Annotated in this window: 21 protein-coding genes and 1 riboswitch; of the genes, 15 read left to right on the forward strand and 6 right to left on the reverse strand. The window is 63.8% G+C overall.

Annotation, left to right across the window (positions count from 1 at the left end; all coding sequences use genetic code 11):
* The first annotated feature begins 246 nt into the window (after window positions 1–246).
* From ACFUOZ_RS14015 to ACFUOZ_RS14045, 7 genes are all read left to right on the forward strand, one after another.
* Window positions 247–1,344, forward strand: a complete 1,098-nt coding sequence (locus ACFUOZ_RS14015) for an NAD(P)/FAD-dependent oxidoreductase (protein WP_377549141.1) — start codon at window positions 247–249, stop codon at window positions 1,342–1,344.
* 11 nt (window positions 1,345–1,355) lie between these two features.
* On the forward strand, window positions 1,356–2,585 hold the full coding sequence (hutI, locus tag ACFUOZ_RS14020; protein WP_377549143.1) for an imidazolonepropionase: 1,230 nt from the start codon (window positions 1,356–1,358) through the stop codon (window positions 2,583–2,585).
* A 200-nt stretch (window positions 2,586–2,785) separates the two neighbouring features.
* The gene (locus tag ACFUOZ_RS14025) at window positions 2,786–3,703 is read left to right on the forward strand and encodes an SIS domain-containing protein (protein ID WP_377549145.1); all 918 of its coding nucleotides are present in this window, start codon (window positions 2,786–2,788) and stop codon (window positions 3,701–3,703) included.
* Between the two features lie 9 nt (window positions 3,704–3,712).
* Window positions 3,713–4,648: an ROK family protein gene (locus ACFUOZ_RS14030; RefSeq protein ID WP_377549147.1), complete on the forward strand. Its 936-nt coding sequence runs from the start codon at window positions 3,713–3,715 to the stop codon at window positions 4,646–4,648.
* Window positions 4,645–5,613 (forward strand): 1-phosphofructokinase family hexose kinase, encoded by a 969-nt coding sequence (locus ACFUOZ_RS14035; protein WP_377549149.1) that lies wholly within the window; start codon window positions 4,645–4,647, stop codon window positions 5,611–5,613. The genes ACFUOZ_RS14030 and ACFUOZ_RS14035 overlap by 4 nt, the downstream gene beginning before the upstream one ends.
* On the forward strand, window positions 5,595–6,449 hold the full coding sequence (locus ACFUOZ_RS14040) for a ketose-bisphosphate aldolase (RefSeq protein ID WP_377549151.1): 855 nt from the start codon (window positions 5,595–5,597) through the stop codon (window positions 6,447–6,449). The genes ACFUOZ_RS14035 and ACFUOZ_RS14040 overlap by 19 nt, the downstream gene beginning before the upstream one ends.
* Window positions 6,450–6,473: 24 nt before the next feature.
* Window positions 6,474–7,265 (forward strand): DeoR/GlpR family DNA-binding transcription regulator, encoded by a 792-nt coding sequence (locus ACFUOZ_RS14045; RefSeq protein WP_262277951.1) that lies wholly within the window; start codon window positions 6,474–6,476, stop codon window positions 7,263–7,265.
* 9 nt (window positions 7,266–7,274) lie between these two features.
* Here the strand turns inward: ACFUOZ_RS14045 and ACFUOZ_RS14050 are convergent, their stop codons facing one another.
* The gene (locus ACFUOZ_RS14050) at window positions 7,275–7,931 is read right to left on the reverse strand and encodes a histidine phosphatase family protein (protein ID WP_377549153.1); all 657 of its coding nucleotides are present in this window, start codon (window positions 7,929–7,931) and stop codon (window positions 7,275–7,277) included.
* A gap of 47 nt (window positions 7,932–7,978) precedes the next feature.
* Here ACFUOZ_RS14050 and ACFUOZ_RS14055 point away from each other — a divergent pair, with 47 nt between their 5' ends.
* Complete coding sequence (locus ACFUOZ_RS14055) at window positions 7,979–8,752, forward strand: CPBP family intramembrane glutamic endopeptidase (RefSeq protein ID WP_377549155.1); 774 nt, start codon at window positions 7,979–7,981, stop codon at window positions 8,750–8,752.
* Window positions 8,753–8,871: 119 nt separating this feature from the next.
* Here ACFUOZ_RS14055 and ACFUOZ_RS14060 read toward each other — a convergent pair whose 3' ends face one another.
* Entirely contained in the window at window positions 8,872–9,510 is a 639-nt protein-coding gene (locus ACFUOZ_RS14060; RefSeq protein WP_377549158.1) for a VOC family protein, read from the reverse strand.
* 192 nt (window positions 9,511–9,702) lie between these two features.
* Between ACFUOZ_RS14060 and ACFUOZ_RS14065 the strand changes: the two genes are divergently transcribed.
* Both ACFUOZ_RS14065 and ACFUOZ_RS14070 read left to right on the forward strand, forming a co-directional pair.
* Window positions 9,703–11,043: a bifunctional o-acetylhomoserine/o-acetylserine sulfhydrylase gene (locus tag ACFUOZ_RS14065; protein WP_377549161.1), complete on the forward strand. Its 1,341-nt coding sequence runs from the start codon at window positions 9,703–9,705 to the stop codon at window positions 11,041–11,043.
* A gap of 171 nt (window positions 11,044–11,214) precedes the next feature.
* Window positions 11,215–11,332, forward strand: a riboswitch (SAM riboswitch).
* A 14-nt stretch (window positions 11,333–11,346) separates the two neighbouring features.
* Entirely contained in the window at window positions 11,347–12,468 is a 1,122-nt protein-coding gene (locus ACFUOZ_RS14070; protein ID WP_377549163.1) for a homoserine O-acetyltransferase, read from the forward strand.
* A gap of 44 nt (window positions 12,469–12,512) precedes the next feature.
* Here the strand turns inward: ACFUOZ_RS14070 and ACFUOZ_RS14075 are convergent, their stop codons facing one another.
* From ACFUOZ_RS14075 to ACFUOZ_RS14085, 3 genes are read right to left on the reverse strand one after another with little or no spacing between them, the layout of a single operon-like run.
* Window positions 12,513–12,962, reverse strand: a complete 450-nt coding sequence (locus ACFUOZ_RS14075) for a hypothetical protein (RefSeq protein ID WP_377549166.1) — start codon at window positions 12,960–12,962, stop codon at window positions 12,513–12,515.
* A 43-nt stretch (window positions 12,963–13,005) separates the two neighbouring features.
* Window positions 13,006–14,160, reverse strand: coding sequence for a winged helix DNA-binding domain-containing protein (locus ACFUOZ_RS14080; RefSeq protein WP_377549169.1), 1,155 nt, complete (start codon window positions 14,158–14,160; stop codon window positions 13,006–13,008).
* A gap of 47 nt (window positions 14,161–14,207) precedes the next feature.
* Window positions 14,208–15,050: an SGNH/GDSL hydrolase family protein gene (locus ACFUOZ_RS14085; protein WP_377549171.1), complete on the reverse strand. Its 843-nt coding sequence runs from the start codon at window positions 15,048–15,050 to the stop codon at window positions 14,208–14,210.
* A 70-nt stretch (window positions 15,051–15,120) separates the two neighbouring features.
* Between ACFUOZ_RS14085 and ACFUOZ_RS14090 the strand changes: the two genes are divergently transcribed.
* Window positions 15,121–15,771 (forward strand): alpha/beta hydrolase, encoded by a 651-nt coding sequence (locus tag ACFUOZ_RS14090; RefSeq protein ID WP_377549174.1) that lies wholly within the window; start codon window positions 15,121–15,123, stop codon window positions 15,769–15,771.
* Between the two features lie 67 nt (window positions 15,772–15,838).
* On the opposite strand, the gene ACFUOZ_RS14095 is transcribed toward ACFUOZ_RS14090, so the two are convergent.
* Window positions 15,839–16,066, reverse strand: coding sequence for an RNA-binding S4 domain-containing protein (locus tag ACFUOZ_RS14095; protein ID WP_262277959.1), 228 nt, complete (start codon window positions 16,064–16,066; stop codon window positions 15,839–15,841).
* Between the two features lie 23 nt (window positions 16,067–16,089).
* On the opposite strand from ACFUOZ_RS14095, the gene ACFUOZ_RS14100 reads away from it, so the two are divergent.
* The 4 genes from ACFUOZ_RS14100 to ACFUOZ_RS14115 all read left to right on the forward strand — a co-directional run bounded on the left by ACFUOZ_RS14100 (window position 16,090) and on the right by ACFUOZ_RS14115 (window position 21,145).
* Window positions 16,090–17,094, forward strand: coding sequence for a DMT family transporter (locus ACFUOZ_RS14100; RefSeq protein WP_377549177.1), 1,005 nt, complete (start codon window positions 16,090–16,092; stop codon window positions 17,092–17,094).
* A gap of 112 nt (window positions 17,095–17,206) precedes the next feature.
* Entirely contained in the window at window positions 17,207–18,592 is a 1,386-nt protein-coding gene (locus tag ACFUOZ_RS14105; RefSeq protein ID WP_262277961.1) for a glycine--tRNA ligase, read from the forward strand.
* A gap of 2 nt (window positions 18,593–18,594) precedes the next feature.
* Window positions 18,595–19,557 carry a GNAT family N-acetyltransferase gene (locus tag ACFUOZ_RS14110; protein ID WP_377549179.1) on the forward strand — a complete coding sequence of 321 codons (963 nt, stop codon included), beginning with the start codon at window positions 18,595–18,597 and terminating at the stop codon, window positions 19,555–19,557.
* A 214-nt stretch (window positions 19,558–19,771) separates the two neighbouring features.
* Window positions 19,772–21,145 carry an FAD-binding oxidoreductase gene (locus ACFUOZ_RS14115; protein ID WP_377549182.1) on the forward strand — a complete coding sequence of 458 codons (1,374 nt, stop codon included), beginning with the start codon at window positions 19,772–19,774 and terminating at the stop codon, window positions 21,143–21,145.
* Window positions 21,146–21,170 lie beyond the last annotated feature (25 nt).

A 21,170-nucleotide genomic window follows, 5' to 3' on the forward strand; every position in this document is an offset into this window, starting at 1 on the left:
GCGCTCGTTCATGTCCCGCGTGCTTGGGCCCGGCGCTCGCTCACTCTCTTGATGAGAGTGAGCGAGCGTTTGCTTTTAAGCGCCGGGGTTGTGAACGAGGGTTTGGGTTTGGCCCGGGGTTGTGAGCGAGCGTTTGCGCTTAAGGCCCGGGGATGTGAGTGAGGGTTTGGGTCAAGCGCCGGGGATGTGAGCGGGCGACGCACGGAGGGGGCTGTTTGGTGAGAGGGCGTCTGACAGGATGGAGCCATGGCTTCGAATTATGACGTAGTAATCGTTGGCGGCGGCATAGCCGGGCTGTCTCTGGCGGCGGCGTTGGCCGGCAAATGCACCGTGGCCCTGGTGGAAGCCGAGCAAACCCTGGCTTTCCATACCTCTTCGAGGTCGGCCCGGCAGCTGATCCCCAGCTATGGACCGCCGGTGGTGCAGGACCTCACTGTAAGGACGCTGGAGTTGTTGGCTGCCCGCGACGCCAAGGCGACGGAACCGATTCTCACCCCGCGCGGCTTCATGCTGGTGGGCGACGAGGAAACCGTGCGGGCCGAAGCCAGCGGAAACATGCAGCTCATCAGCCACGCAGAAGCCATGGAGCTCTGCCCCGCCCTCAACCCGGATTCCTTCACGGCAGCAGGCCTCGATAATGGCTCCTTCGGCTGCAATGCTCCGCTGTTGCTGGAGGAACATCGACAAAACGCCGCAGCCGCTGGCGTCGACATCATCACGGGAGCAAAGGTCCACTCTACCCAGCGCTTGGGAAGCGGCTGGCAGGTGGGGGCAGGCACTGAGGCGTTCCAGTCCGGCGTCGTGGTTAATGCGGCAGGTGCGTGGGCGGACGAACTGGCCGTCATCAGCGGCGTGGAAAAGCTGGGGCTCCAGCCTTACCGCCGCACCGCGGCGATCGTGAACGTCGCCAACCCATTCCCAGCGCAAACCCCCATGGTGTGCGCCGCCGACGCTTCTTTCTATTTCCGCCCCGAAGGCAATCAGGTCCTGATCTCGCCGTCGGAGCATGTGCCCAGCGGGCCCGAGGACGCCAAGCCTCACGCCGGGGACATCGACACGCTGATCGGAAACCTCAACCGGGTGACCACACTGGGCATCCGCTCCGTGGACCGGGCCTGGACCGGACTGCGGACCGAGGCGGCAGACGGAATTCCGGTGGTGGGGTTCGACGCCGAAGCACCTGGCTTCTTCTGGTTGGCCGGACAGGGTGGCTACGGTTTCCAGACGTCCTCGGCAATTGCGGAGTTGGCAGGGGCCCTCATTCTCGGAACAGTCGAAGCAGAGAGTCCGGAATCCCGGACAGCGGAGCAGTTGGCGGCCACCCGCTGGTCCATCCGGCGCTGAACAATAGGCTTATGAGCGCAATCACACCACCCAGCACACTCATCACCAACATCGGCGAGCTGATGACCCAGGACCTGGAGCACCGGGTCCTCAGGGATGCGGCGATTGTCCTTGAGGGCGAGCGTATCTCGTGGATCGGGTCGAGCGCAGAGGCGCCGGCAGCGGACAACCGGGTCGACGCCGAAGGCCGCGCCGTCCTGCCTGGCTGGGTTGATTCGCATTCGCATCTCGTTTTTGCCGGTGATCGCACCGCAGAGTTTGAGGCCCGCATGGCAGGGCAGAGCTACAGCGCCGGCGGTATCGCCGTCACCACGGGCGCCACACGCAGCGTCAGCGACGACGAGCTGACCCGACTCGTGCGGGACCGGGTGGCCGAGGCGGTTTCGCAGGGAACCACCTACCTTGAAAGCAAGACCGGCTATGGGCTGGATGTGGAGAATGAAGCCCGCAGCGCCCGCATTGCCGCGGCCGAAGTCGATGAGGTCACCTACCTCGGCGCGCACTTGGTCCCTGCCGGCTCGGATCCCGAGGAGTACACCGACCTGGTGTGCGGCGCCATGCTCGACGCCGTCCTTCCGCATGTGCGGTGGGCGGATGTTTTCTGTGAGCGCGGTGCGTTCACCGAGGACCAGTCCCGTCGGGTCCTGACGGCAGCCCGCGACGCCGGATTGGGCCTCCGGGTCCACGGGAACCAGTTGGGTGAGGGGCCCGGCGTCGCTCTTGCCGTGGAGTTCGCCGCTGCGAGCGTCGACCACGTGAACTACCTTTCGGACAAGGATGTCGCCGCCCTCGCCGGGACGTGGGCCGGATGGGACCCCGCGACGGGCCAAGGGAGCAGGGGCACGGTTGCTACGTGCCTGCCTGCCTGCGACCTTTCCACCCGCCAGCCATTGGCCCCCGGCCGCGAACTGATCGACGCCGGGGTGCAGATCGCGCTGGCTGCCAACTGCAATCCCGGCACTTCGTACACCAGCTCAATTGCGTTTTGCGTGACCACGGCCGTCCTTCAGATGCACCTGAGCGTGCACGAAGCCGTCCGGGCGGCGACGTACGGCGGCGCCTTGGCGTTGGGCCGGGAGTCCGGGAACGACGTCGACGGCGAACGGGCGGTGGGTTCGCTCGCCGTCGGACACCGCGCCGACCTTCACATGCTGAAGGCGCCCTCGGCCACCCACCTGGCGTACCGTCCCGGAATCCCGATGACGCATTCGGTCTGGCGGGCGGGCGTGTGCGCCGTGTAATCACAGCAAAAAACACCGCAACGCGGGGTCACTTATGGCCGGAAATCCCTGGTGGGATGGGCCATAAGTGACCCCGCGTTGCTTTAACCCCGGGCGGGAACGATCTTCTCCAGTAGATGATCCTTGTGAGATCGAAAATGATCGTTTAGTGTTTCTATAGATCAAAAAACGTCATTACATGAGCGGGAGCGAAACACACGATGAGCGAGAACACACTGGGCGCCTTCATGGAGGAAGAGCTGCTCTCCCAGCCGGCAGTTTGGCAACGCGCCGTGGAGCAGGCCCAGACGGAGCAGCTGCTTCCCGCCGATGGAAAGCGCATCGCGGTCATCGGCTGTGGCACGTCCTGGTTCATGGCCCAGAGCTACGCGGCCGCGCGCGAATCTGCCGGCAAGGGTGTTACCGATGCTTTCGCAGCGTCCGAGGCCTTCCTCAACAGCAACAGCCCTGACCGCCAGTACGACGCCGTTGTGGCCATCACCCGCTCAGGCACAACCACTGAGGTGCTTGAGATCCTGGCCGGGTTGAAGGGCATCGTTCCCACGATTGCCATCATCGGCGACACAACCTCGCCCATCATCGAACTTGCAGACACCGTGATCGGTCTCCAATATGCCGATGAGCGCTCCGTAGTGCAGACCCGTTTCGCCTCCACGGCGCTGGTCTACCTGCTGGCGAGCCTCGGCGTGGACATGAGCCAGGCCATCGAAGACGCCCGTAAAGCGGTGAGCGCCCCGGTGTCGCAGGAACTCCTGGATGCCGAGCAGTTCACGTTCCTGGGAACCGGATGGACCGTTGGTCTGGCCCATGAAGCCGGGCTGAAGATGCGCGAAGCAGTCCAAGGCTGGACCGAGTCATACCCGGCCATGGAGTACCGCCACGGACCGATCTCCATTGCTGCCCCCGGCCGGGTCACCTGGTTGTTTGGCACCCAGCCCGAGGGTCTTGACCAGGACATGGCGGCCACAGGGGCCCTGTACATCCACACGGACAAGCACCCCCTTGCCGAACTGGCCCGGGTCCATAAGGTGACCCTGGAGCGTGCACGGGTCCGCGGTTTGAATCCGGATCTGCCACGCAACCTGACCCGTTCGGTCATTCTCGACGCCTCCGCCTAGGCCCCCGCAATGGTTCTCGGAGCCGCAGAAACACCGGTCCTGTCCTTCGACGTAGGCGGGACGGACATCAAAGCCGGATTGGTCGATGCCAAGGGCGTCGTGCTGGGCATGCGCCGGGTTCCCACGCCCCTGGACCCGGCACGGCCCGGCGAGGCCGTGGTTGAGAGGCTGGCCGAACTGGCCATGGAACTGGCCACCGAATTCCCGGGCACCCCTGCCAAAGCCGCCGGTATCATCGTCCCCGGCATTGTCGACTCGGTGGCAGGGGTGGGCATCTACTCCACCAACCTAGGATGGCGGAACTTCCCCTTCACAGCCGAAGCCGAAAAGCGACTGGGCATTCCGGTGGCGTTCGATCACGATGTCCGTTCCGCTGCCGCTGTTGAGCATGCTTTGGGTGCCTCGAAAGAGTTCAGCGAAGTGGTGGTCATGGTGGTGGGCACCGGAATCGCTGCTGCGGTCTTCTCCGGCGGCAAGGCTGTGACTGCGGGTGGTTTCGCCGGTGAACTCGGCCACGCCCAGGTTCCGGACCCCGACGCCTCTCCCGGCACTACCGCTGCCACCATCCTGGAAGCCGTCGGTTCGGCCGGGGCCGTAGCCAAGCGCTACCAGCGGGCAACCGGCAAACCGGTACAGGGTGCCCGTGAGGTCCTGGCCCGAGCCGGTTCCGGGGATGCGACAGCCCAACGTATCTGGGCCGAAGCCGTGGACGCGCTGGCCTTCACCATCTGCCAGTGCGTCAACATCATCGGCACCGAAGCCGTGGTCATTGGCGGCGGACTCGCGGAGTCCGGCGAGAAGCTCCTGGAGCCTCTGCGGGCACGGGTGGACCAGATCCTCGATTTCCAACGCCGTCCCCGCCTCATCAGGGCTGAGCTGGGCCAGGATGCGGGCTTGCTCGGTGCCGCGCTGAATGCCCGGATGCTGTTGGGAGCCGGACAATGAAGCGGGCCGCGGTGAACCGCATCATCACGGTGACGCCCAACCCGGCCATTGACATGACGTACACGGTCCAAGGCATCACCGAGGGTGCAAGCCACCGCGTTCCCACCCCGATCAGCCGCGCCGGCGGCAAGGGGATCAACGTTGCCCGGGTCACGCACCAGCTCGGTTATCCCGTCCTGGCCATAGCCCCGACGGGAGGTGCTGCCGGCCAGACGCTGGCTGCCGAGCTCTGGACCAGCGGCGTCCCGCACCTCCTGGTGGGCGTTGCGGCGGAGACGCGGCGCAGCATCGCCCTGGTGGACACGCTGGCCGGGGAAACCTCCATTTTCAATGAGGAAGGCCAAGCCCTGCTTCCTGACGAATGGCGTTCGCTCAGGTCAGCCGTGAGCGAGGCAGTCACCGGCAACCGCAACCTGCCCGCCTCAGTGGTGGTGGGATCGGGAAGTTTGCCCCAAGGCGCACCCGCGGACTTCTACCCTGAGCTCGTACGCATGGCCCACGACGCCGGTGTCCCCGCCATCATCGATACTTCCGGTCCGGGGATCGTTGCTGCCGCCAAAGCCGGGGCCGACATCCTCAAGCCGAACCATCATGAACTGGCTGAAGCAACAGGGGAGTCCAGCCTTGAAGCCGCGGCCCTCTCACTGATCGATATGGGGGCCCGCACGGTCCTCGTCAGTGCCGGAGCTGAGGGCATGCTCGCCTTCGACCACGCAGCCCCGGGCGGCTACTGGAGTGCGCGCCTGCCGCAACCGCTCAGTGGCAACCCCACAGGGGCGGGCGACGCCGGTGTGGCGGCTGCCGCCGTCGCACTCGCCGAAGGCGTCACCGAACCCCGCGAGATTCTGCGCAGGGCGACCGCCTGGTCCGCTGCCGCCGTGCTGATGCCGGCCGCGGGCGAGATCTCGCCGCGGTACCAGGAGCTCCAGGACCAACTGATCGTTACATGGAAGGAGACCCGGTGACCCTGGTCAATACGCGGGAACTCATGGACAGGGCTGCTGCCGCAGGCACGGGCCAGGGAGCGTTCAACGTCATTCACATCGAAACTGCCGAGGGCCTGGTGGCTGGCGCCGAAGCCGCGGGCGTTCCGCTGATCCTGCAGGTTTCCGAGAACTGCGCCAAGTACCACGGTGGCCTGGAACCGATTGCGTTGGCTGCCTTGGCGATCGCCCGTTCGGCCTCCGTGCCGGTGGCCCTCCACCTGGACCACGCCGAATCCGAAGACCTGGCGCTCGCCGCTGTGGACCTCGGCTTTGGCTCTGTGATGTACGACGGCGCGCACCTGCCCTATGAGTGGAACGTCGAAGTAACGCGCCGCGTTGCTGCCTACGCCCATGAACGCGGCGTCTACGTGGAAGCCGAGCTGGGGAAGGTTGGCGGCAAGGACGGAGCCCATGCGCCGGGAGTCAGGACCGACCCGGCTGAGGCAAAGGCATTCGTGGAGGCAACCGGCGTGGACGCGCTCGCGGTGGCCGTTGGGTCCTCGCACGCCATGACCGAACGGAACGCCACGTTGGACCTGCACCTGATCACCCGGCTGAAATCCGCCGTCGGCAAACCGCTGGTCCTTCATGGCTCCTCCGGTGTCACAGACGACATGCTCGTAGCGGCTATCGGCGCTGGTATGACTAAGATCAACGTATCCACACATTTGAACGGGTTCTTCACCCGCGCCGTCCGTGAGTACCTCGATGCCAACCCCGCAGTGGTGGACTCCCGGAAGTACATCAAGGCCGGCCGGGAGGCCCTGGTGCTGGAGTCGGCACGTATGCTGACGCTGTTCGCCAAAGCGAAATAGCGTCGAAACCGCGAAAGGCTAGTCATGACCCGCACCGATCGGCTGACCGCCATCCTCGATCTCCTGGCCGAGTCCGGCCATGTGGAAGTAGAGGACATCGTGACGCGTCTTGGCGTGTCACCTGCCACGGCCCGCAGGGATCTGGACAGCCTGGCCAAGCAGCGTTTGCTCAGCCGGACCAGGGGCGGCGCCACGACAGGATCGGTGGCCTATGATCTCCCCGGACGGTACAACCGCGACGACCACGCAGAGGCCAAACAGGACATAGCCGTGGCGGCATCGGCGCTGATTCGTCCCGGTGCTGTGATCGGGCTGAGCGGAGGGACCACCAACACGGCCCTCGCCCAGCTGCTGTCCACCCGTGAGGACCTCAACGCGCCCTCCAACAGGCCCACGCTGACCGTGGTGACCAACGCGATCAACATCGCCTCCCAGCTGGCAGTCCGCCCCAACATCAAGATCATGGTCACCGGCGGCATCCTGAACCCCCGGTCCTACGAACTTGTGGGTCCTTACACTGACGTCATCATGCAGAAGGTTGCTTTGGACATCGCCTTCATCGGCGTCAATGGCGTGGATCCGGACCTCGGACCCACCATCACGGACGAAGGCGAGGCCATGGTCAACACGGTCATGGCCCGCCGTGCCACTGAATCCTATGTGGTGGCCGATTCCTCCAAGGTACGCAGGCGGTCCTTTGCGGCCATGGCGGGGTACGATTTCAGGCACCTCATCACGGATTCCGGGATCAGCGCGGACGATAAGGCTGCGTTTGAAGCGAAGGGGACCGAGGTCATCGTCGCTCCGGCGAGCTGAGGGCGGTGCCTAGAATCGCATCCTTGGCGCGTGGAGAACCGAGTCGTCAACATCCCTGGGCACCCACTGGCTGAACGGCAGATCCAGGCTGTACTGACCGTCGTCGTTCTTGATCAACGTGCGCAACTCCGCGTTCCCAGGGTTGTTCAGCGACTCGAAGTACTCCACTGTCCAATGGAACCAACGCATGCAGAACAGGCGCATGGTCAGCCCGTGTGTAACCAGCAGCGTGTTGGGGGCGTACGTGGGCTTCTGCCAGTGGCGGTACAGCGTCTCCATGAACGAGGACACGCGGTCGTAGACATCGGAACCTGACTCGCCTTCACGGAACCGGTAGAAGAAATGGCCGTAGAGGTTCCTCAACTCCTTCTGGTCCTCTATGTCTCCGGCGATCTGGAAATTGGCCCAGTCCTGTTCGCGGAGCCTGGGTTCCTCAATGACGCGCTCGATCAATGACCCCAGGTTGAGGGCTTCGAGGGTCTGATAGGCGCGCAGGTAGGGGGAGACGTACACGCAGACCTGCTGTCCGTCGAGCTTACGCCGCAGGCCCTCCCCGGCGATCCTGGCCTGCTCCATGCCCTGTTCGGTCAAAGGAATCCGGTAGTCCGGCACGCGGTTGTAGATGGACGTATCGGCGTTCGCCGCAGACTGTCCGTGCCGGATCATGAATATTCTCTCTGGGGCACCCATCCCACCAAGCATAGGGTGGGTACATGTTCCTTGCTTCCCGTCGGCGCCTGCGTGCCGAAGTGCTCATAGTTTTGGGCCTGTCCCTGGGTCAGTCGGCCGTTTACTCCGTGGTCCAGCTGCTGGACAAGTTGAGCCGTGCGCCCCTATCCGAAGCCACCTCGACGTTGAACAGATCGCAGAGCACACGGGAGTACTTCGATCTTACGTACCAGCTCTTGGACATCTTCTTCGCCCTGGTTCCTGTGGCCCTGGTGTTCTACTTCCTGTCGCTCCAGACCCCGGCGAACCGCGATGGCGAGGGTGGCTCCGCCTTCAGCAGGCTGGGTTTCAACTTGGCCCGGCCCGGAAAGGACGTGCTCCAAGGGCTGGGGCTCGCGGCGTTGATTGGCATCCCTTCCCTTGGCCTCTACGCGGCAGGACGGGCCCTGGGAATCACTACGGCAATCGTCCCCAGCGGCCTGGACGCCTACTGGTGGACCGTGCCTGTGCTGATCCTCTCCGCGATGCGTCACGCGATCGTGGAGGAAGTGATCGTGGTGGGCTACCTCATGGACCGCTTCGGAAAATTCGGCTGGAGCACTCCGGTCGCGATCCTGGTCAGTGCGGTCCTGCGGGGGAGCTACCACCTGTACCAGGGCTTCGGGCCCTTCGTGGGCAACGTGGTCATGGGGTTGGTCTTCGCCTGGCTCTACACCAAGACCAAACGCGTGATGCCGTTGGTGATTGCGCATGCCCTGCTGGACATCGTGGCTTTCGTGGGATTCAGCCTTTTTGGCAAGGCCGTTGGACTCGGCTGAGTGGTTAAAAGTATTCGGCCGCTATCGGCAGGTGACGTCATTGGCACCCGCTGACAGCGGCCGAAGCTTGTCCGGACAACTATGTCCGACGCCGGGATCTCCCCGGATCAAGGGAACGGTCAGATGGTGACTGCTCCGGAGGCGGTTTCGAACGTGACGGCCAGGATGCCCGGCGTGCCATGGGGAGCCATCCACTGGACTGCGACATCCTCCAGTGGCTTCTCCACCGGTTCACCCAGCCATTCCGTGACGCGTTCCGCCGAGCCTGCAATGGTGAGGCTGGACATCTTGACGTCGCTCTCGTAGACCCTGGACGGGTGCAGGGAGGGGTCGCCTTCCCACTTGAGCAGGTAGGGCACCTGGGGGTCGGCGATCAGGCCGAGGATGCCGATCTGCTGCCACACCAGTTCGCGGCCGTCGGGGAACTTGCGGTTGCCGGGGACTGCGGCGCGGCCGAGGCGTTCCTCGAAAGGTGCGAGGTCGTCAACGGCCACACACCAGCCCATCCAACCGCCGCCGGCTGCTGAGCGCGCACGGACTGCTTGGCCAAAGGGTGCTTTGTCGGAAGCGGGGTGGTCAAGGACCTCCACAACTTCCAAGTACTTGTTGTCCGCCAGGGGAATGATCATGTTCCGGGTGCCGAAGCGGGGGTGCACTCCACCCCGGACTGCGTCCACTCCCAGAGCCGCGGAAATTCGTTCGGTAGTGGCCAGAAGGCCATCTCGTTCACAGGCGTAAGAGACGTGATCCATGCGCATGGCTTCATCTTGGCACTTTGTGATCGGTGTCTCAGCTAAGTCTGTCCTTACCAAGATGGGATCTTACCTGGGGACGTCATGGAGTGTCGCAAATGACCCCAAAAATTCAGGCAACGTCACAAAGCTGTCCAAGCGCACGCACACTTCCTAGACTGGCCGCAGTTTGCTTCCCACTGTTAGTCCGCCGATCACATGCGTCACGAAGAGGAGAACTCCATGTCCCAAGGATGGTCTTTCGAAACCCGCCAAATCCACGCAGGCCAAGAGCCGGATGCCGCCACAGGGGCTCGTTCGCTGCCGATCTACCAGACCACGTCCTTCGTGTTCCCGAGTGCCGAGAGCGCCGCCAACCGCTTCGCCCTGGCCGAGCTCGCGCCGATCTACACCCGCATCGGCAACCCCACCCAGGATGCGGTGGAACAGCGGATCGCCAGCCTTGAAGGCGGACTGGGTGCGCTGCTGCTCAGCTCGGGCCAGGCGGCAGAGACCTTTGCCATCCTGAACATCGCCGAGGCCGGTGACCACATCGTGGCCAGTCCCAGCCTCTACGGCGGCACCTACAACCTGTTTGCCCACACGCTGAAGAAGTTCGGGATTTCGGTGACCTTCGTCGAGGACCCGGACAACCTTGCGCAGTGGCGCGACGCCGTGCAGCCGAACACCAAGCTTTTCTTCGGCGAGGTTGTCTCCAACCCGCGCCAGGACGTTCTGGATATCGAAGGCGTAGCCGGGGTGGCCCATGAAGCAGGCGTGCCGCTGATCGTCGACAACACCCTCTCCACCCCGTACCTGATCCGTCCCATCGAGTGGGGCGCGGACATCGTGGTCCACTCGGCCACCAAGTACCTGGGCGGACACGGTTCAGCCATTGCAGGGGTCATTGTCGATTCCGGCAACTTCGACTTCGGCAAGGATCCGGAACGCTTCCCGGGCTTCAATACCCCGGACCCCAGCTACAACGGACTGGTCTACGCCCGCGACCTCGGCAAGGACGGGGCCCTCGGCGCCAACCTTTCGTACATCCTCAAGGCCCGCGTCCAGCTGCTCCGCGACCTCGGATCTGCCGTGGCACCGTTCAACGCCTTCCTCATCGCCCAGGGCCTGGAGACCTTGAGCCTGCGCGTTGAACGGCATGTCTCCAACGCCACCAAAGTGGCCCAGTGGCTGGAAACCCATGACGACGTCGAATCGGTCGCCTACGCCGGTCTGCCGTCCAGCCCTTGGTACGAACGTGGCCAAAAGTACGGTCCCCGGGGCACGGGCGCAATCGTCGCGTTCAACATCAAGGGTGGCGTCGAAGCCGGAAAGCGCTTCGTGGACGGGCTGGGGCTGCACTCCCACGTGGCCAACATCGGCGACGTCCGCTCCCTGGTCATCCACCCGGCGTCGACTACGCACAGCCAGCTGACCCCCGAACAGCAGGTCGTCGCAGGCGTCAATCCGGGCTTGGTCCGCCTGTCCGTCGGCATCGAGCACGTCGACGACATCATCGCCGACCTCGAAGCCGGCTTCCGGGCGGCCAAGGGCGCTTGAGCGGGAAGCTTGCATGACAGGCTGATACCTCGGGGCTGCCGTCCGGATCGACGATTATTCGCCGGGCGGCAGCCCTGGGTGCTGTTTGGTGAATCAAAACGGCACCTAACGTCACACTGATGTCACATTCTTCGCCAGAAGGGTGGAGTTTTTCCTAGACTCTACGTATTAGGTCATGAGTGCCAGCAGATAGCCCCGGCTTGCTGGCCGGCAACCCTCCTTCCGCGGTGGGGTGCCCCGGGTGAGGACCTGGCCTGTCCGCACGCAAGGCGACAGGCAAGCGCGAGGTTAGGTATCAAAGGAATGACCATCACTGCTACAGCCCTTCCCAAATCCGGTGAAGCCGACGGAACAGTCAAGTACGCCGGCGTAGGACCGCTGGCACTTGAAGCCGGCGGCTATCTGCCCGACGTGGTGCTGGCCTACGAAACGTGGGGGCAACTCAACGCGGACCGCTCAAACGCTGTCCTCATCCAGCACGCTTTGACCGGCAGCACCCACGTGGCCCGCGGGGCCACGGATGAGGAAGGGTGGTGGGAGCAGCTCGTAGGGCCTGGTGCCACCATCGACACCAACAGGTACTTCGTCGTTTCGATCAACATCGTGGGTGGCTGCTACGGCAGCACCGGCCCGTCCTCGACAGCACCCGATGGCAAGCCGTGGGGTTCCCGGTTCCCGCTGATCACGCTGCGGGACAGCACCGAGGCCGAAGCCCGGCTCGCGGACGTGCTGGGCATTGACGCCTGGCACGCTGTCCTGGGCGGCTCCATGGGAGGAGCCAGGGCGCTTGAATGGGCCGTCACTTTCCCGGAACGGGTCCACCGTTGTGCGGTCATCTCGGTGGGCGCATACAGCACTGCCGAACAGATTGCCTTCGCCCAAGCCCAAACCCTGGCCATCCGACAGGACCCGCACTTCAACAACGGGGACTACTACGACGGCCAAGCACCGGAGCACGGACTGGCCCTTGCCCGCAGGATTGCGCACATCACCTACCGCTCCGCCCTGGAACTGGACCTGCGCTTCGGCCGGGAGGCCCAGCACCAGGAGACGCCGCTCGCTGCTGCGGTGCTGGGGGAGCGCGGGCGATACCAAGTGGAGAGCTACCTTGACCACCAGGGCACGAAGCTGGTCCGCCGCTTCGATGCCAACAGTTACATCGCCATCACCGAAGCCCTGATGTCCCATGACGTCACGCGCGGCCGGGGCACCCTGCAGGAAGCTCTCTCCCGTGCCACTGCCGACTTCTTCGTGGCTGCAGTGGATACGGACAGGCTGTACTTCCCGGCCCAGTCGAAGGAACTTGCGGCGGCACTTCCGGGCGATGTTCCCGTCCACACCATCGACGCGCCGATCGGCCACGACGGCTTCCTGACCGAGATCGGCCAGCTGTCCGGGCAGCTTAGAGGGGCTTTCTTCTCCTGAGCCTCAACGGCTTCGATGGTGCAGGAGGTCCTGTGTGCGGCTGATCAGCCGTTCATGATCTCCTGGCGCTGCTTCATGTAATCTTCCATGGCGATCTGGCCGTTGGTGAACTTCGCATCCAGTTCGGCCAGTTTCTTGGCTCGATAGCCTTGGGGTTCCGCCGCTGCGGTGGGGAAAGATGGGTTCGACGGCGGTGCGGCCTGCGGTGCCTCCTCCGCGGGGCGGATGACGGCGGGCCCGGGCTGATACCCAGGGTAGTTCTGCACAGGAGAATCAGGAGCGGGATAATTCTGGGCCGGGTAGTTTTGGGGTGGGTAATTCACCCCAGGGTAGCCCTGGGGTGGGTAACCAGGGCCGGGGAGGTTTTGCTGCCGATAGTCCGGACCCGGGAAGTTGCCGTTCTGCAGGCGGCGCGCCTTGGAGCGGTTGTACATGCGGATCCCCATCGGAATCAGCCACGAGCAGACGATGATCCAGAAGATCAGATTGTTCACAGTGCAAGCCTCCTAGGTCCTATCCCAGCTTAGCCCCGTGTGATCACGCCAGCTTTGTCTCCATTCCCAGGAACCGTCCGTAGCGGGCTGCCTCGGCTTCCAATGCGGCTTGCTCTTCCTTGGTAGCGGGCCTGGTCATGCGCACGTCGAGTTCGCAGACGCCGCCCTTGAAGCTGTGGCGCCACCATCCGGCCAGGCTGCCATCCAGAAGGACCACATGCATGGGGCCGTTATCTTCAGGGAAGTACGGTGCAGTGCCGCCCAGGTAATGGCGTGACTGCGAGTACCCCATCACGTACTCGTCGTAGCACTGGATGAGGTCAACGCGTGGGAGCACTGTACCCTCAGCGGGCGGGGCTGGAGCATGCAGGGCCTCAAGGTCATCCGGAACCAAGTAGAATTCCAGGTCATCGAAGAATGCCGGGGCCAAGGCTCCGGGTGATGTTTCCGCAGCGACGGTGAGTCCCAACTTCACGTCCTTCATGGTGAGCCCGGACCAGGCGGAGCAGTCCTTCACTGTGGCAGGCCCCCGACTGCTGAAGTACCGCAGGGCCAATTGCCCCAAGGCTTGCTCCCGCTCCGGGCCGGTGAGTGGCCCGGCAAACACCCCAGTCACGCGTTCTTCGAACAAGGCGTATGTCTGTTTCAGGGCACCGCCCGGCGAACGCACTGGAGCGCCGCTGACCAGGATGCCGCTGATTTCCGCGTGCATGAGGTGGTAGATGAATCCCAACCCTTTGCTGGGAAGGCCCGCGTCCGCCAACACCTCAGCCAGTTCGTCACGGGTCTTATGGCCGCCGTTCGCTACGGCCGCAGCCAGGATCCTGCTGCTGAGTCCGGCGGCTTCCTCGTCTACTCCGGTCTGGCGGTACATTCCTTTGTTGCCCTGGTGGAGCCGGGCGGCGGACAAGCCCATCAACCAGCCAAGATCGTCCCGGTGGACGAAGTGCCACGTGGGCCGCAGGATGTGGGTTCGCAGGATGGTTCCGTCTGCCACGTCCTGCTCAACGATGGCGGCAGTGCTCCCGGGTGTCCGCTGCGCCACAGTCCACCGGGCGTAGGGGAATTCCTGCGCCTGGACGGCAAGGAGGTTGCGCACGGCGTCCCCTGGACTGCAGGCAAGGGGAGGCCTCAACTGCTGGCGCCGCAGACGCAGCTGGCGGATCTGCTCTACCCGTTCCGAAGGATTAGTCGCCACGCAAGCCTGCCCAACCTGTCATTTCCACCCTAGCTGCTCTGTCCCCGCTAGCTGCGCGGCATCAAGGTGCCGCCGGCGCCGAAGACGGGTCCCGCCGTCGGGCGCTTTGGTGTGATGCCGTCGCCGGAGGACTGGTGCCTCAATCGGCGGATGACCCATGGAACAAAGTACTCACGGGCCCAGACGAGATCAGAGGAGCGGGCTTCGCGCCACGTCCGGGGCGGGAGGGGCTTGGGCATCAGCGGTTCCAGGGTGTGCTGGACGTTCAGCGCGTCCAGGACCATCATGGCGATGGTGTGATGGCCCAGGGGTGAAAAGTGCAGGCGGTCCGCGTCCCACATCTGTGAATCGGACAACTGCCGCAGGGACCACATGTCGGCGATGATGGCGTCGTGCCGGGCCGCGACTGTCCGCAGATTCTCGTTGTAGATGGCGACTTTGCCCCGGATCCGGCCCAGGACAGAGGACGCAGTGTCGGGTCCATTGAACAGCACCACGGTGGCCCCGCCGGAGCTTAGTTCGCCGACGGCGGCGTCGAGTTTTTCGGCCAGGAGGTCAGGATCGCCGCCCGGACGGATGAGGTCGTTGCCGCCGGCCGAAATGGAGATGAGGTCCGGTTGCAGCTCCAGGCAGGGACCCACTTGCTCATCGACGATCTGCTGCAGCAGCCGCCCACGGATCGCCAGGTTGGCGTAGGCAAAGTCCTCGTGTCCACGACCCAGCTCTTCAGCCACGCGGTCCGCCCAGCCGCGGTTGCCGCCGGGATTTGCAGGTTCGGGATCGCCGATGCCTTCTGTGAACGAATCACCCAGTGCCACGTAACGGCTCCAAGGGTGCGTTTGAACAGGTTCGCCAGGTTCCACTAAATGATTGTTCTCACTCACGCTCATATCCTGCCCCCTGACGCCCGACCTACGCCACCGTAGGTTGTTACTTGGGAGTAACTGCAAGAATGGAGCCATGACTGAAGCCCCCGTATTTCCCGCACCCGTAGTCCTCTGGTCCCACGACGAAGCCGAGCGCGCCGGCAAGCCCCTGCTGGTCCTGCTGCACGGCTACGGTTCCAACGAGGAGGACCTCTTCAGCCTGGCAGGCCTGCTCCCGGACGGCTTCGTGGTGGCCGCCCTCCGCGCACCGATGCCCACGGGGCCGGGCTTCACCTGGTTTCCGTTGACGGCTTCGATCGATTACTCCCTGGACGCAGTAAAGCTTGCCGCCGAGTACGCCTTGGACTGGCTGGACACGGTCAAGGCCAATCACTCCTCGGTGACGCTGCTTGGATTCTCCATGGGCATGGCGATGGCGACCACCATGCTCCGGTACCGACCCGCGGACTTCGCGGCCGTCGTCGGGCTTTCAGGTTTTGTGGTCGACGCCGGTGCTGACGCGGCCTTCCGCGATGACCAGTTGGACGGCTCTGTTCCGATGTTCTGGGGCCGTGACCAGCAGGATCCCGTCATTACCCAGGACAAGATCGAATACACGATGGGCTGGGTCCGGAAGCACGTGGACCTCACCAAGGTGCTGTACACAGGGATGTGGCACGGGATCAACCAGCAGGAAATCGGCCACGTAGGGGAGTTCCTCACCCACAAGGTCCTCCACGGTTGAGTTTTTGTACACATAACGCGCCTAAAAGACGTTCTTAAGCGCGTTATGTGTACGAAAACTCCGGGGGTTAGGCGGTGGTGATCCTGACCGTCTGTCCGTTGACGGTTACGGTATCGCCGGCATGGAGTTGGCGGCCGCGTCGCTCGTCGATTTCTCCGTTGACCTTGACCAGGCCGTTCTTGATGAGCTCCGCGGCCTCCACGCCGTCCTCCACCAGGTTGGCGAGCTTCAACAGTTGGCCCAGGCGGATCATGTCGTCGCGGATAGGAATCTCTTCGATTTCGGGGTTGCTCATACAGCAATGATGCCTGAAGTAGTGTGGTGACGGTGCCGCAGCCTTCTCCCCGTCCCACCCTTCCCTTGGCCGTTGGCCTCATACTGGCCCTGGTGACCGGCTTGGTGTTGCCGATTCAGGGACGCATTAACGGAGCCTTGAGCGCTGTCCTGAACGACGGCATTGCTGCAGCCGTCGTGAGTTTCACCACAGGACTGGTGGTGATTGCGGTGATCTCGATGAGCACGCCAAAGGGCAGGGCCGGGCTGCGGAGGATCGTACCTGCCGTCCGCAGCCGCAGCTTCCCGCCTTTCTACGTGCTGGCTGGCGGCGTCGGAGCCTTTTTTGTTTTCGCGCAGTCGTACACCGTGGGCCTTTTGGGCGTGGCCGTGTTCACGGTGGCCTCGGTGACCGGCCAGACCCTCAGCGGGCTGTTGGTGGACCGGCTCGGCATTGCACCAGGCGGCAAGCGCTCCATCACCGGACTTCGGGTGCTGGGCAGTATCCTCACCGTGGCGGCTGTCGCGTGGGCCGTTTCGCCGCATTTCGGCGCGTCCACCGACGTCGGCATGATGGTGTTGCCGATCCTTTTGCCACTTCTCGCGGGATTTTTGATGAGCTTCCAGCAGGCCATGAACGGAACGGCCACCGTGCACTACGGCACGCCACTGGCCACAACGGTGGTCAACTTTTTGGCGGGATCCGTGGTGCTGTGGATTGCCTGGCTGATCAAGGCCCTGGTCACGGGAACCGGCAACCCCTTGCCCGCCGAGTGGTGGTACTACCTTGGCGGTCCGCTGGGCTGCATCGCGATCGGCCTGGCGGCCTTGCTGGTCCGCAGCCTCGGCGTGCTGATCACCGGCTTGGGCATGATTGCCGGGCAGCTGTTGGGGTCGTTGATGCTCGACGTCGTGATCCCCACTTCCGGTACGGTGGTCGCCTTGCCCACGGTGTTGGGCACGGTTCTGACCCTTGCCGCGATCATTGTGGCCACTTTGCCGTGGCCGAAGGGAGCATTCGCACGGAGAGGTGCGGCGAAAGGCCGGTAGGGTAGGAGACAGCAAATTTCCCCCAACACCCCGCCGGGCGACCTTGTCCGGAACCGGGGCCAACCACCCGCGGACCGCACCCAGCGGCCCTGTAGAACAAATGGAGTTACCCATGGCAGCAAAATCCGTCCTTGACCAGGTCATTTCCCTCTCCAAGCGCAGGGGCTTTGTCTTCCAGGCCGGTGAAATCTATGGTGGCTCCCGCTCTGCATGGGATTACGGTCCCCTCGGTGCGGAACTGAAGGAAAACATCAAGCGCCAGTGGTGGCAGAGCATGGTCCGCGGCCGCGAAGATGTCGTGGGCCTTGACTCCTCGGTTATCCTTCCCCGCCAGGTATGGGAAGCTTCCGGCCACGTGGAGGTCTTCTCGGACCCCCTGGTTGAGTGCCTTTCCTGCCACAAGCGCTACCGCGCGGACCACCTCGAAGAAGAATACGAGGAAAAGAAGGGCCGCCCTCCCGAGAATGGCCTGGCTGACATTGTTTGCGCCAACTGCGGCACCCGCGGACAGTGGACCGAGCCCCAGGAATTCTCGGGCCTCCTGAAGACCTTCCTCGGCCCTGTAGCCAGCGAAGAAGGACTGCACTACCTCCGTCCGGAAACGGCACAGGGCATCTTCGTCAACTTCAACAACGTGCTCACCACTTCGCGGAAGAAGCCGCCGTTCGGCATCGGCCAGATCGGCAAGTCCTTCCGTAACGAAATCACGCCCGGTAACTTCATTTTCCGCACCCGTGAGTTCGAACAGATGGAGATGGAGTTCTTCGTCGAGCCGGGCACGGACGAAGAATGGCACCAGTACTGGATGAAGGAGCGCATGTCCTGGTACCGGGACCTGGGCATCCGCGAAGAGAACCTCCGCTTCTTCGAGCACCCGCTTGAGAAGCTCAGCCACTACTCCAAGGGCACCACGGACATCGAGTACCGCTTCGGTTTCCAGGGCTCCGAGTGGGGCGAGCTGGAAGGTATCGCCAACCGCACGGACTTCGACCTCTCCACGCACGCCAAGGCTTCCGGCACGGACCTGAGCTACTTCAACCAGGCAACCAACGAGCGCTACACGCCATACGTGATTGAGCCCGCCGCCGGCTTGACCCGCTCCTTCATGGCCTTCCTGATCGACGCGTACACCGAAGACGAGGCACCCAACGCCAAGGGCGGCGTCGACGTCCGAACCGTGCTGAAGCTCGACCCGCGACTGGCCCCGGTCAAGGCCGCAGTCCTGCCGCTGAGCCGCAACGAGGACCTCTCGCCGAAGGCCAAGGCGTTGGGCGCCCAGCTGCGCAAGAACTGGAACATCGACTTTGACGACGCCGGTGCCATCGGCCGCCGCTACCGTCGCCAGGACGAAATCGGTACTCCGTTCTGCATCACCGTTGACTTCGACACCCTCGAAGACCAGGCCGTGACCATCCGCGAGCGCGACACCATGAGCCAGGAACGCGTTTCCTTGGACAAGGTTGAAGGCTACCTGGCTGCACGCTTGATTGGCGCCTAGCCGTGGCACTGGAATACCGCGAATGGAAGGAAGGCGACGACCTCGCCCTCCTGGAAGTCTGGGGTGGTCCTGAGACCCTCCCGGCCGAGCAGTTCCGTGCTGCCCTCGCGCCCTCTAGCAACCAGCCCTGGCGGCGGTGCATCGTGGCCGAGGATGTCGTGGACGGAGTGCGGATTCCTGTTGCGGCCGGCGTGGTCCACGAGGCCTCGCTTCACCCGGAGCGGCTCTGGGCCTACATCGAGGTTGCCAAGGACCACCGCCGCGAAGGTGTCGGTGCCACCCTGCTGACCATGCTTCGCGCCGAAGCCGGGAACTCGCCGTCGGGCGTTTCGAAGCTTCGCAGCAAGGTAGAGCCGGACACGGCAGGTGCGGCGTTCGCTGCCGCTGCCGGGCTTGCCCCCATCCAGCGTTCCCAGCTGGTGGTGGTGAATCCGGAACCGCTCCCGCTTCCGCGGTTCGGCGATGGCTCCGAAGAAGCCGCGTCCGAGCGCGTGGAGGACCTGGCTACCGGTTCAGTTGAGTTGAGCGAGGCCGTGGGCAAGTACTACACCCACGTCCACCACTGGGACAGCCCGGGGGAGCTCAGCGTCGCCACTGTCCAGCGCCTCTTCCTGCATGACCTGACCGGCGCCCATGGTGCGATCGTGCTGCGTGCACCGAAGGCGAGTGCCTTAGGCCAGGGCGTTCCGGCCAGCCGCAAGGGCAGGATCCAGGCGTTCGCCATCAGCTACGCGCAGGGCGACTCCGAGGAACCGTCGGACGTCTTCCTGGGCCATGACCCCAGCTTGTCGGCCGAGGACGCTGCCTTTGCCGTTCGGGACCTGTTGGCCCTCATCGCCTACCAGCACCCTGTGCTGCTGGAAGTTGACGAGTCCATGACAGCCCTGCGGACTGTCCTTGAGCCTTTGCTGGAATCCGGCAAAGCCCATGTCCGCGGCGCGGATACGTTGATTGTGAGCGACTGACCGGTTTCCACCGAAGTCATCGAGCACTGCTGATCCTGTTCGGCCCATGGTTCATGGGCCGGGCAGGATTCGCTTTTTCCGGGTCCTTGCCAAAGGTTCTTGACGCGGCCAAAGCTCAGGAGTAGTCCTATCGAAGTAAGCCCCCACGCCGTCACGAACAGGGGGAAAAGCGTGAGGAAAGTCCGGTCTCACGGCTGAATCGATGGTAAGCACTATGAACCCAACCGCCCTCGACGGACTGCGGGAACAGTTGCGCGGGCAACTCGTCACTCCCGAAGATCCTGACTACGACGCAGCACGTGCCGTCTTCAACGCCATGGTGGACAAACGCCCTGCCGGTGTCATCCGCGTAGCGCAGGTTTCCGATGTTATCGCCGGCGTGAATTTCGCCCGTGAAAATTCCTTACCCCTGGCCATCAGGGGAGGCGGACACAGCGCTCCCGGCTTTGGCACCTGGGACGACGCACTGGTACTGGACTTCGTTAACCGCACCGGGGTCCGGGTGGATCCCCAACGTTCCAGGGCCCGGGCCGAGGGCGGGACGACGTGGGCCGACTTCAACCACGCCACCCATGCTTTCGGACTCGCGACCACCGGAGGAATCGTGGGTTCAACCGGTGTGGCGGGCCTGACGTTGGGCGGAGGGATCGGGTACCTCGCCAGGAAGTACGGGTTGTCCTGCGACAACCTCGTCTCTGCAGATGTCGTCACAGCGGACGGAAACTTCCTGATCGCCAGCGACGAACAGAATGAAGACCTGTTCTGGGCGATACGGGGCGGCGGGGGCAACTTCGGCGTGGTGACGTCCCTGGAGTTCGAACTCCATCCCGTGGACATGGTCCATGCCGGGATCATCATTTACGGCGCTGAGAACATCCCTGCAGTGGCCAGGTTCTACCGTGACTACATTGCCTCCGCGCCCGAAGAGTTCGGGGCGTTCCTGGGCTTCCACCAAGGACCGCCGGTGCCCTTCCTTCCCGAGGAGTGGCACGGAAAGGCAGTGTGCGTTGTAGTGGGAATGTGGACGGGCGACCCCGCTGAAGGGGACGCACGCTGGCAGCCTTTCCTGGAGGCCGCACCTGTGGCTGGGTCCATGGTGGGACCCATGCCGTATCCGGCACTCAACGTTGCCTTTGACGGACTTAACCCCAAAGGCATGCACGGCTATTGGAAGGCCAATTTCCTGCGCGAGCTCAACGACGGCGCAATCGCTGCCCACGCCCAATTCGGGGCCACCGTGACCAGCATGAACACCGCGGTCCACGTCTATCCCATCGATGGGGCTGTGCACCGGGTTTCCGTTCAAGACACCGCCTTCGCCCACCGCGACATGAAGTTCTCCCCGGTCATCGCAACCCAATGGCCCGATCCAGCAGATAATGAAGCCAACATCGCCTGGACCCGCAGGTACGCTGCAGCGCTGGCACCTCACTCGGAAGCCGGCGGATATATCAACTTCATGGACTCGGAGGACCAAAACCGGATCGCGGACAATTACGGACCCAACTGGGAGAGGTTGGTCGCTGTCAAAACCAAATACGACCCCGACAACCTCTTCCGCGTCAATCAGAACATTCCGCCGGCCTGAGACGGGAGCACCCTGCTGTCCACGT

It is taken from the genome of Paenarthrobacter sp. NPDC057355, from assembly GCF_042667405.1.
Taxonomy (GTDB): Bacteria; Actinomycetota; Actinomycetes; order Actinomycetales; family Micrococcaceae; genus Arthrobacter.

Excerpts from the sequence above, each read along its gene's own strand:
- ACFUOZ_RS14085 (WP_377549171.1), bottom strand. The coding sequence starts at position 15,050 with ATGAGCGTGAGTGAGAACAATCATTTAGTGGAACCTGGCGAACCTGTT.
- ACFUOZ_RS14055 (WP_377549155.1), top strand. The coding sequence starts at position 7,979 with ATGTTCCTTGCTTCCCGTCGGCGCCTGCGTGCCGAAGTGCTCATAGTT.
- ACFUOZ_RS14035 (WP_377549149.1), top strand. The coding sequence starts at position 4,645 with ATGAAGCGGGCCGCGGTGAACCGCATCATCACGGTGACGCCCAACCCG.
- ACFUOZ_RS14015 (WP_377549141.1), top strand. The coding sequence starts at position 247 with ATGGCTTCGAATTATGACGTAGTAATCGTTGGCGGCGGCATAGCCGGG.
- ACFUOZ_RS14025 (WP_377549145.1), top strand. The coding sequence starts at position 2,786 with ATGAGCGAGAACACACTGGGCGCCTTCATGGAGGAAGAGCTGCTCTCC.
- ACFUOZ_RS14045 (WP_262277951.1), top strand. The coding sequence starts at position 6,474 with ATGACCCGCACCGATCGGCTGACCGCCATCCTCGATCTCCTGGCCGAG.
- ACFUOZ_RS14050 (WP_377549153.1), bottom strand. The coding sequence starts at position 7,931 with ATGATCCGGCACGGACAGTCTGCGGCGAACGCCGATACGTCCATCTAC.
- ACFUOZ_RS14070 (WP_377549163.1), top strand. The coding sequence starts at position 11,347 with ATGACCATCACTGCTACAGCCCTTCCCAAATCCGGTGAAGCCGACGGA.
- ACFUOZ_RS14115 (WP_377549182.1), top strand. The coding sequence starts at position 19,772 with ATGAACCCAACCGCCCTCGACGGACTGCGGGAACAGTTGCGCGGGCAA.
- hutI (WP_377549143.1), top strand. The coding sequence starts at position 1,356 with ATGAGCGCAATCACACCACCCAGCACACTCATCACCAACATCGGCGAG.
- ACFUOZ_RS14030 (WP_377549147.1), top strand. The coding sequence starts at position 3,713 with ATGGTTCTCGGAGCCGCAGAAACACCGGTCCTGTCCTTCGACGTAGGC.
- ACFUOZ_RS14095 (WP_262277959.1), bottom strand. The coding sequence starts at position 16,066 with ATGAGCAACCCCGAAATCGAAGAGATTCCTATCCGCGACGACATGATC.
- ACFUOZ_RS14060 (WP_377549158.1), bottom strand. The coding sequence starts at position 9,510 with ATGCGCATGGATCACGTCTCTTACGCCTGTGAACGAGATGGCCTTCTG.
- ACFUOZ_RS14090 (WP_377549174.1), top strand. The coding sequence starts at position 15,121 with ATGACTGAAGCCCCCGTATTTCCCGCACCCGTAGTCCTCTGGTCCCAC.
- ACFUOZ_RS14065 (WP_377549161.1), top strand. The coding sequence starts at position 9,703 with ATGCGTCACGAAGAGGAGAACTCCATGTCCCAAGGATGGTCTTTCGAA.
- ACFUOZ_RS14040 (WP_377549151.1), top strand. The coding sequence starts at position 5,595 with ATGGAAGGAGACCCGGTGACCCTGGTCAATACGCGGGAACTCATGGAC.
- ACFUOZ_RS14105 (WP_262277961.1), top strand. The coding sequence starts at position 17,207 with ATGGCAGCAAAATCCGTCCTTGACCAGGTCATTTCCCTCTCCAAGCGC.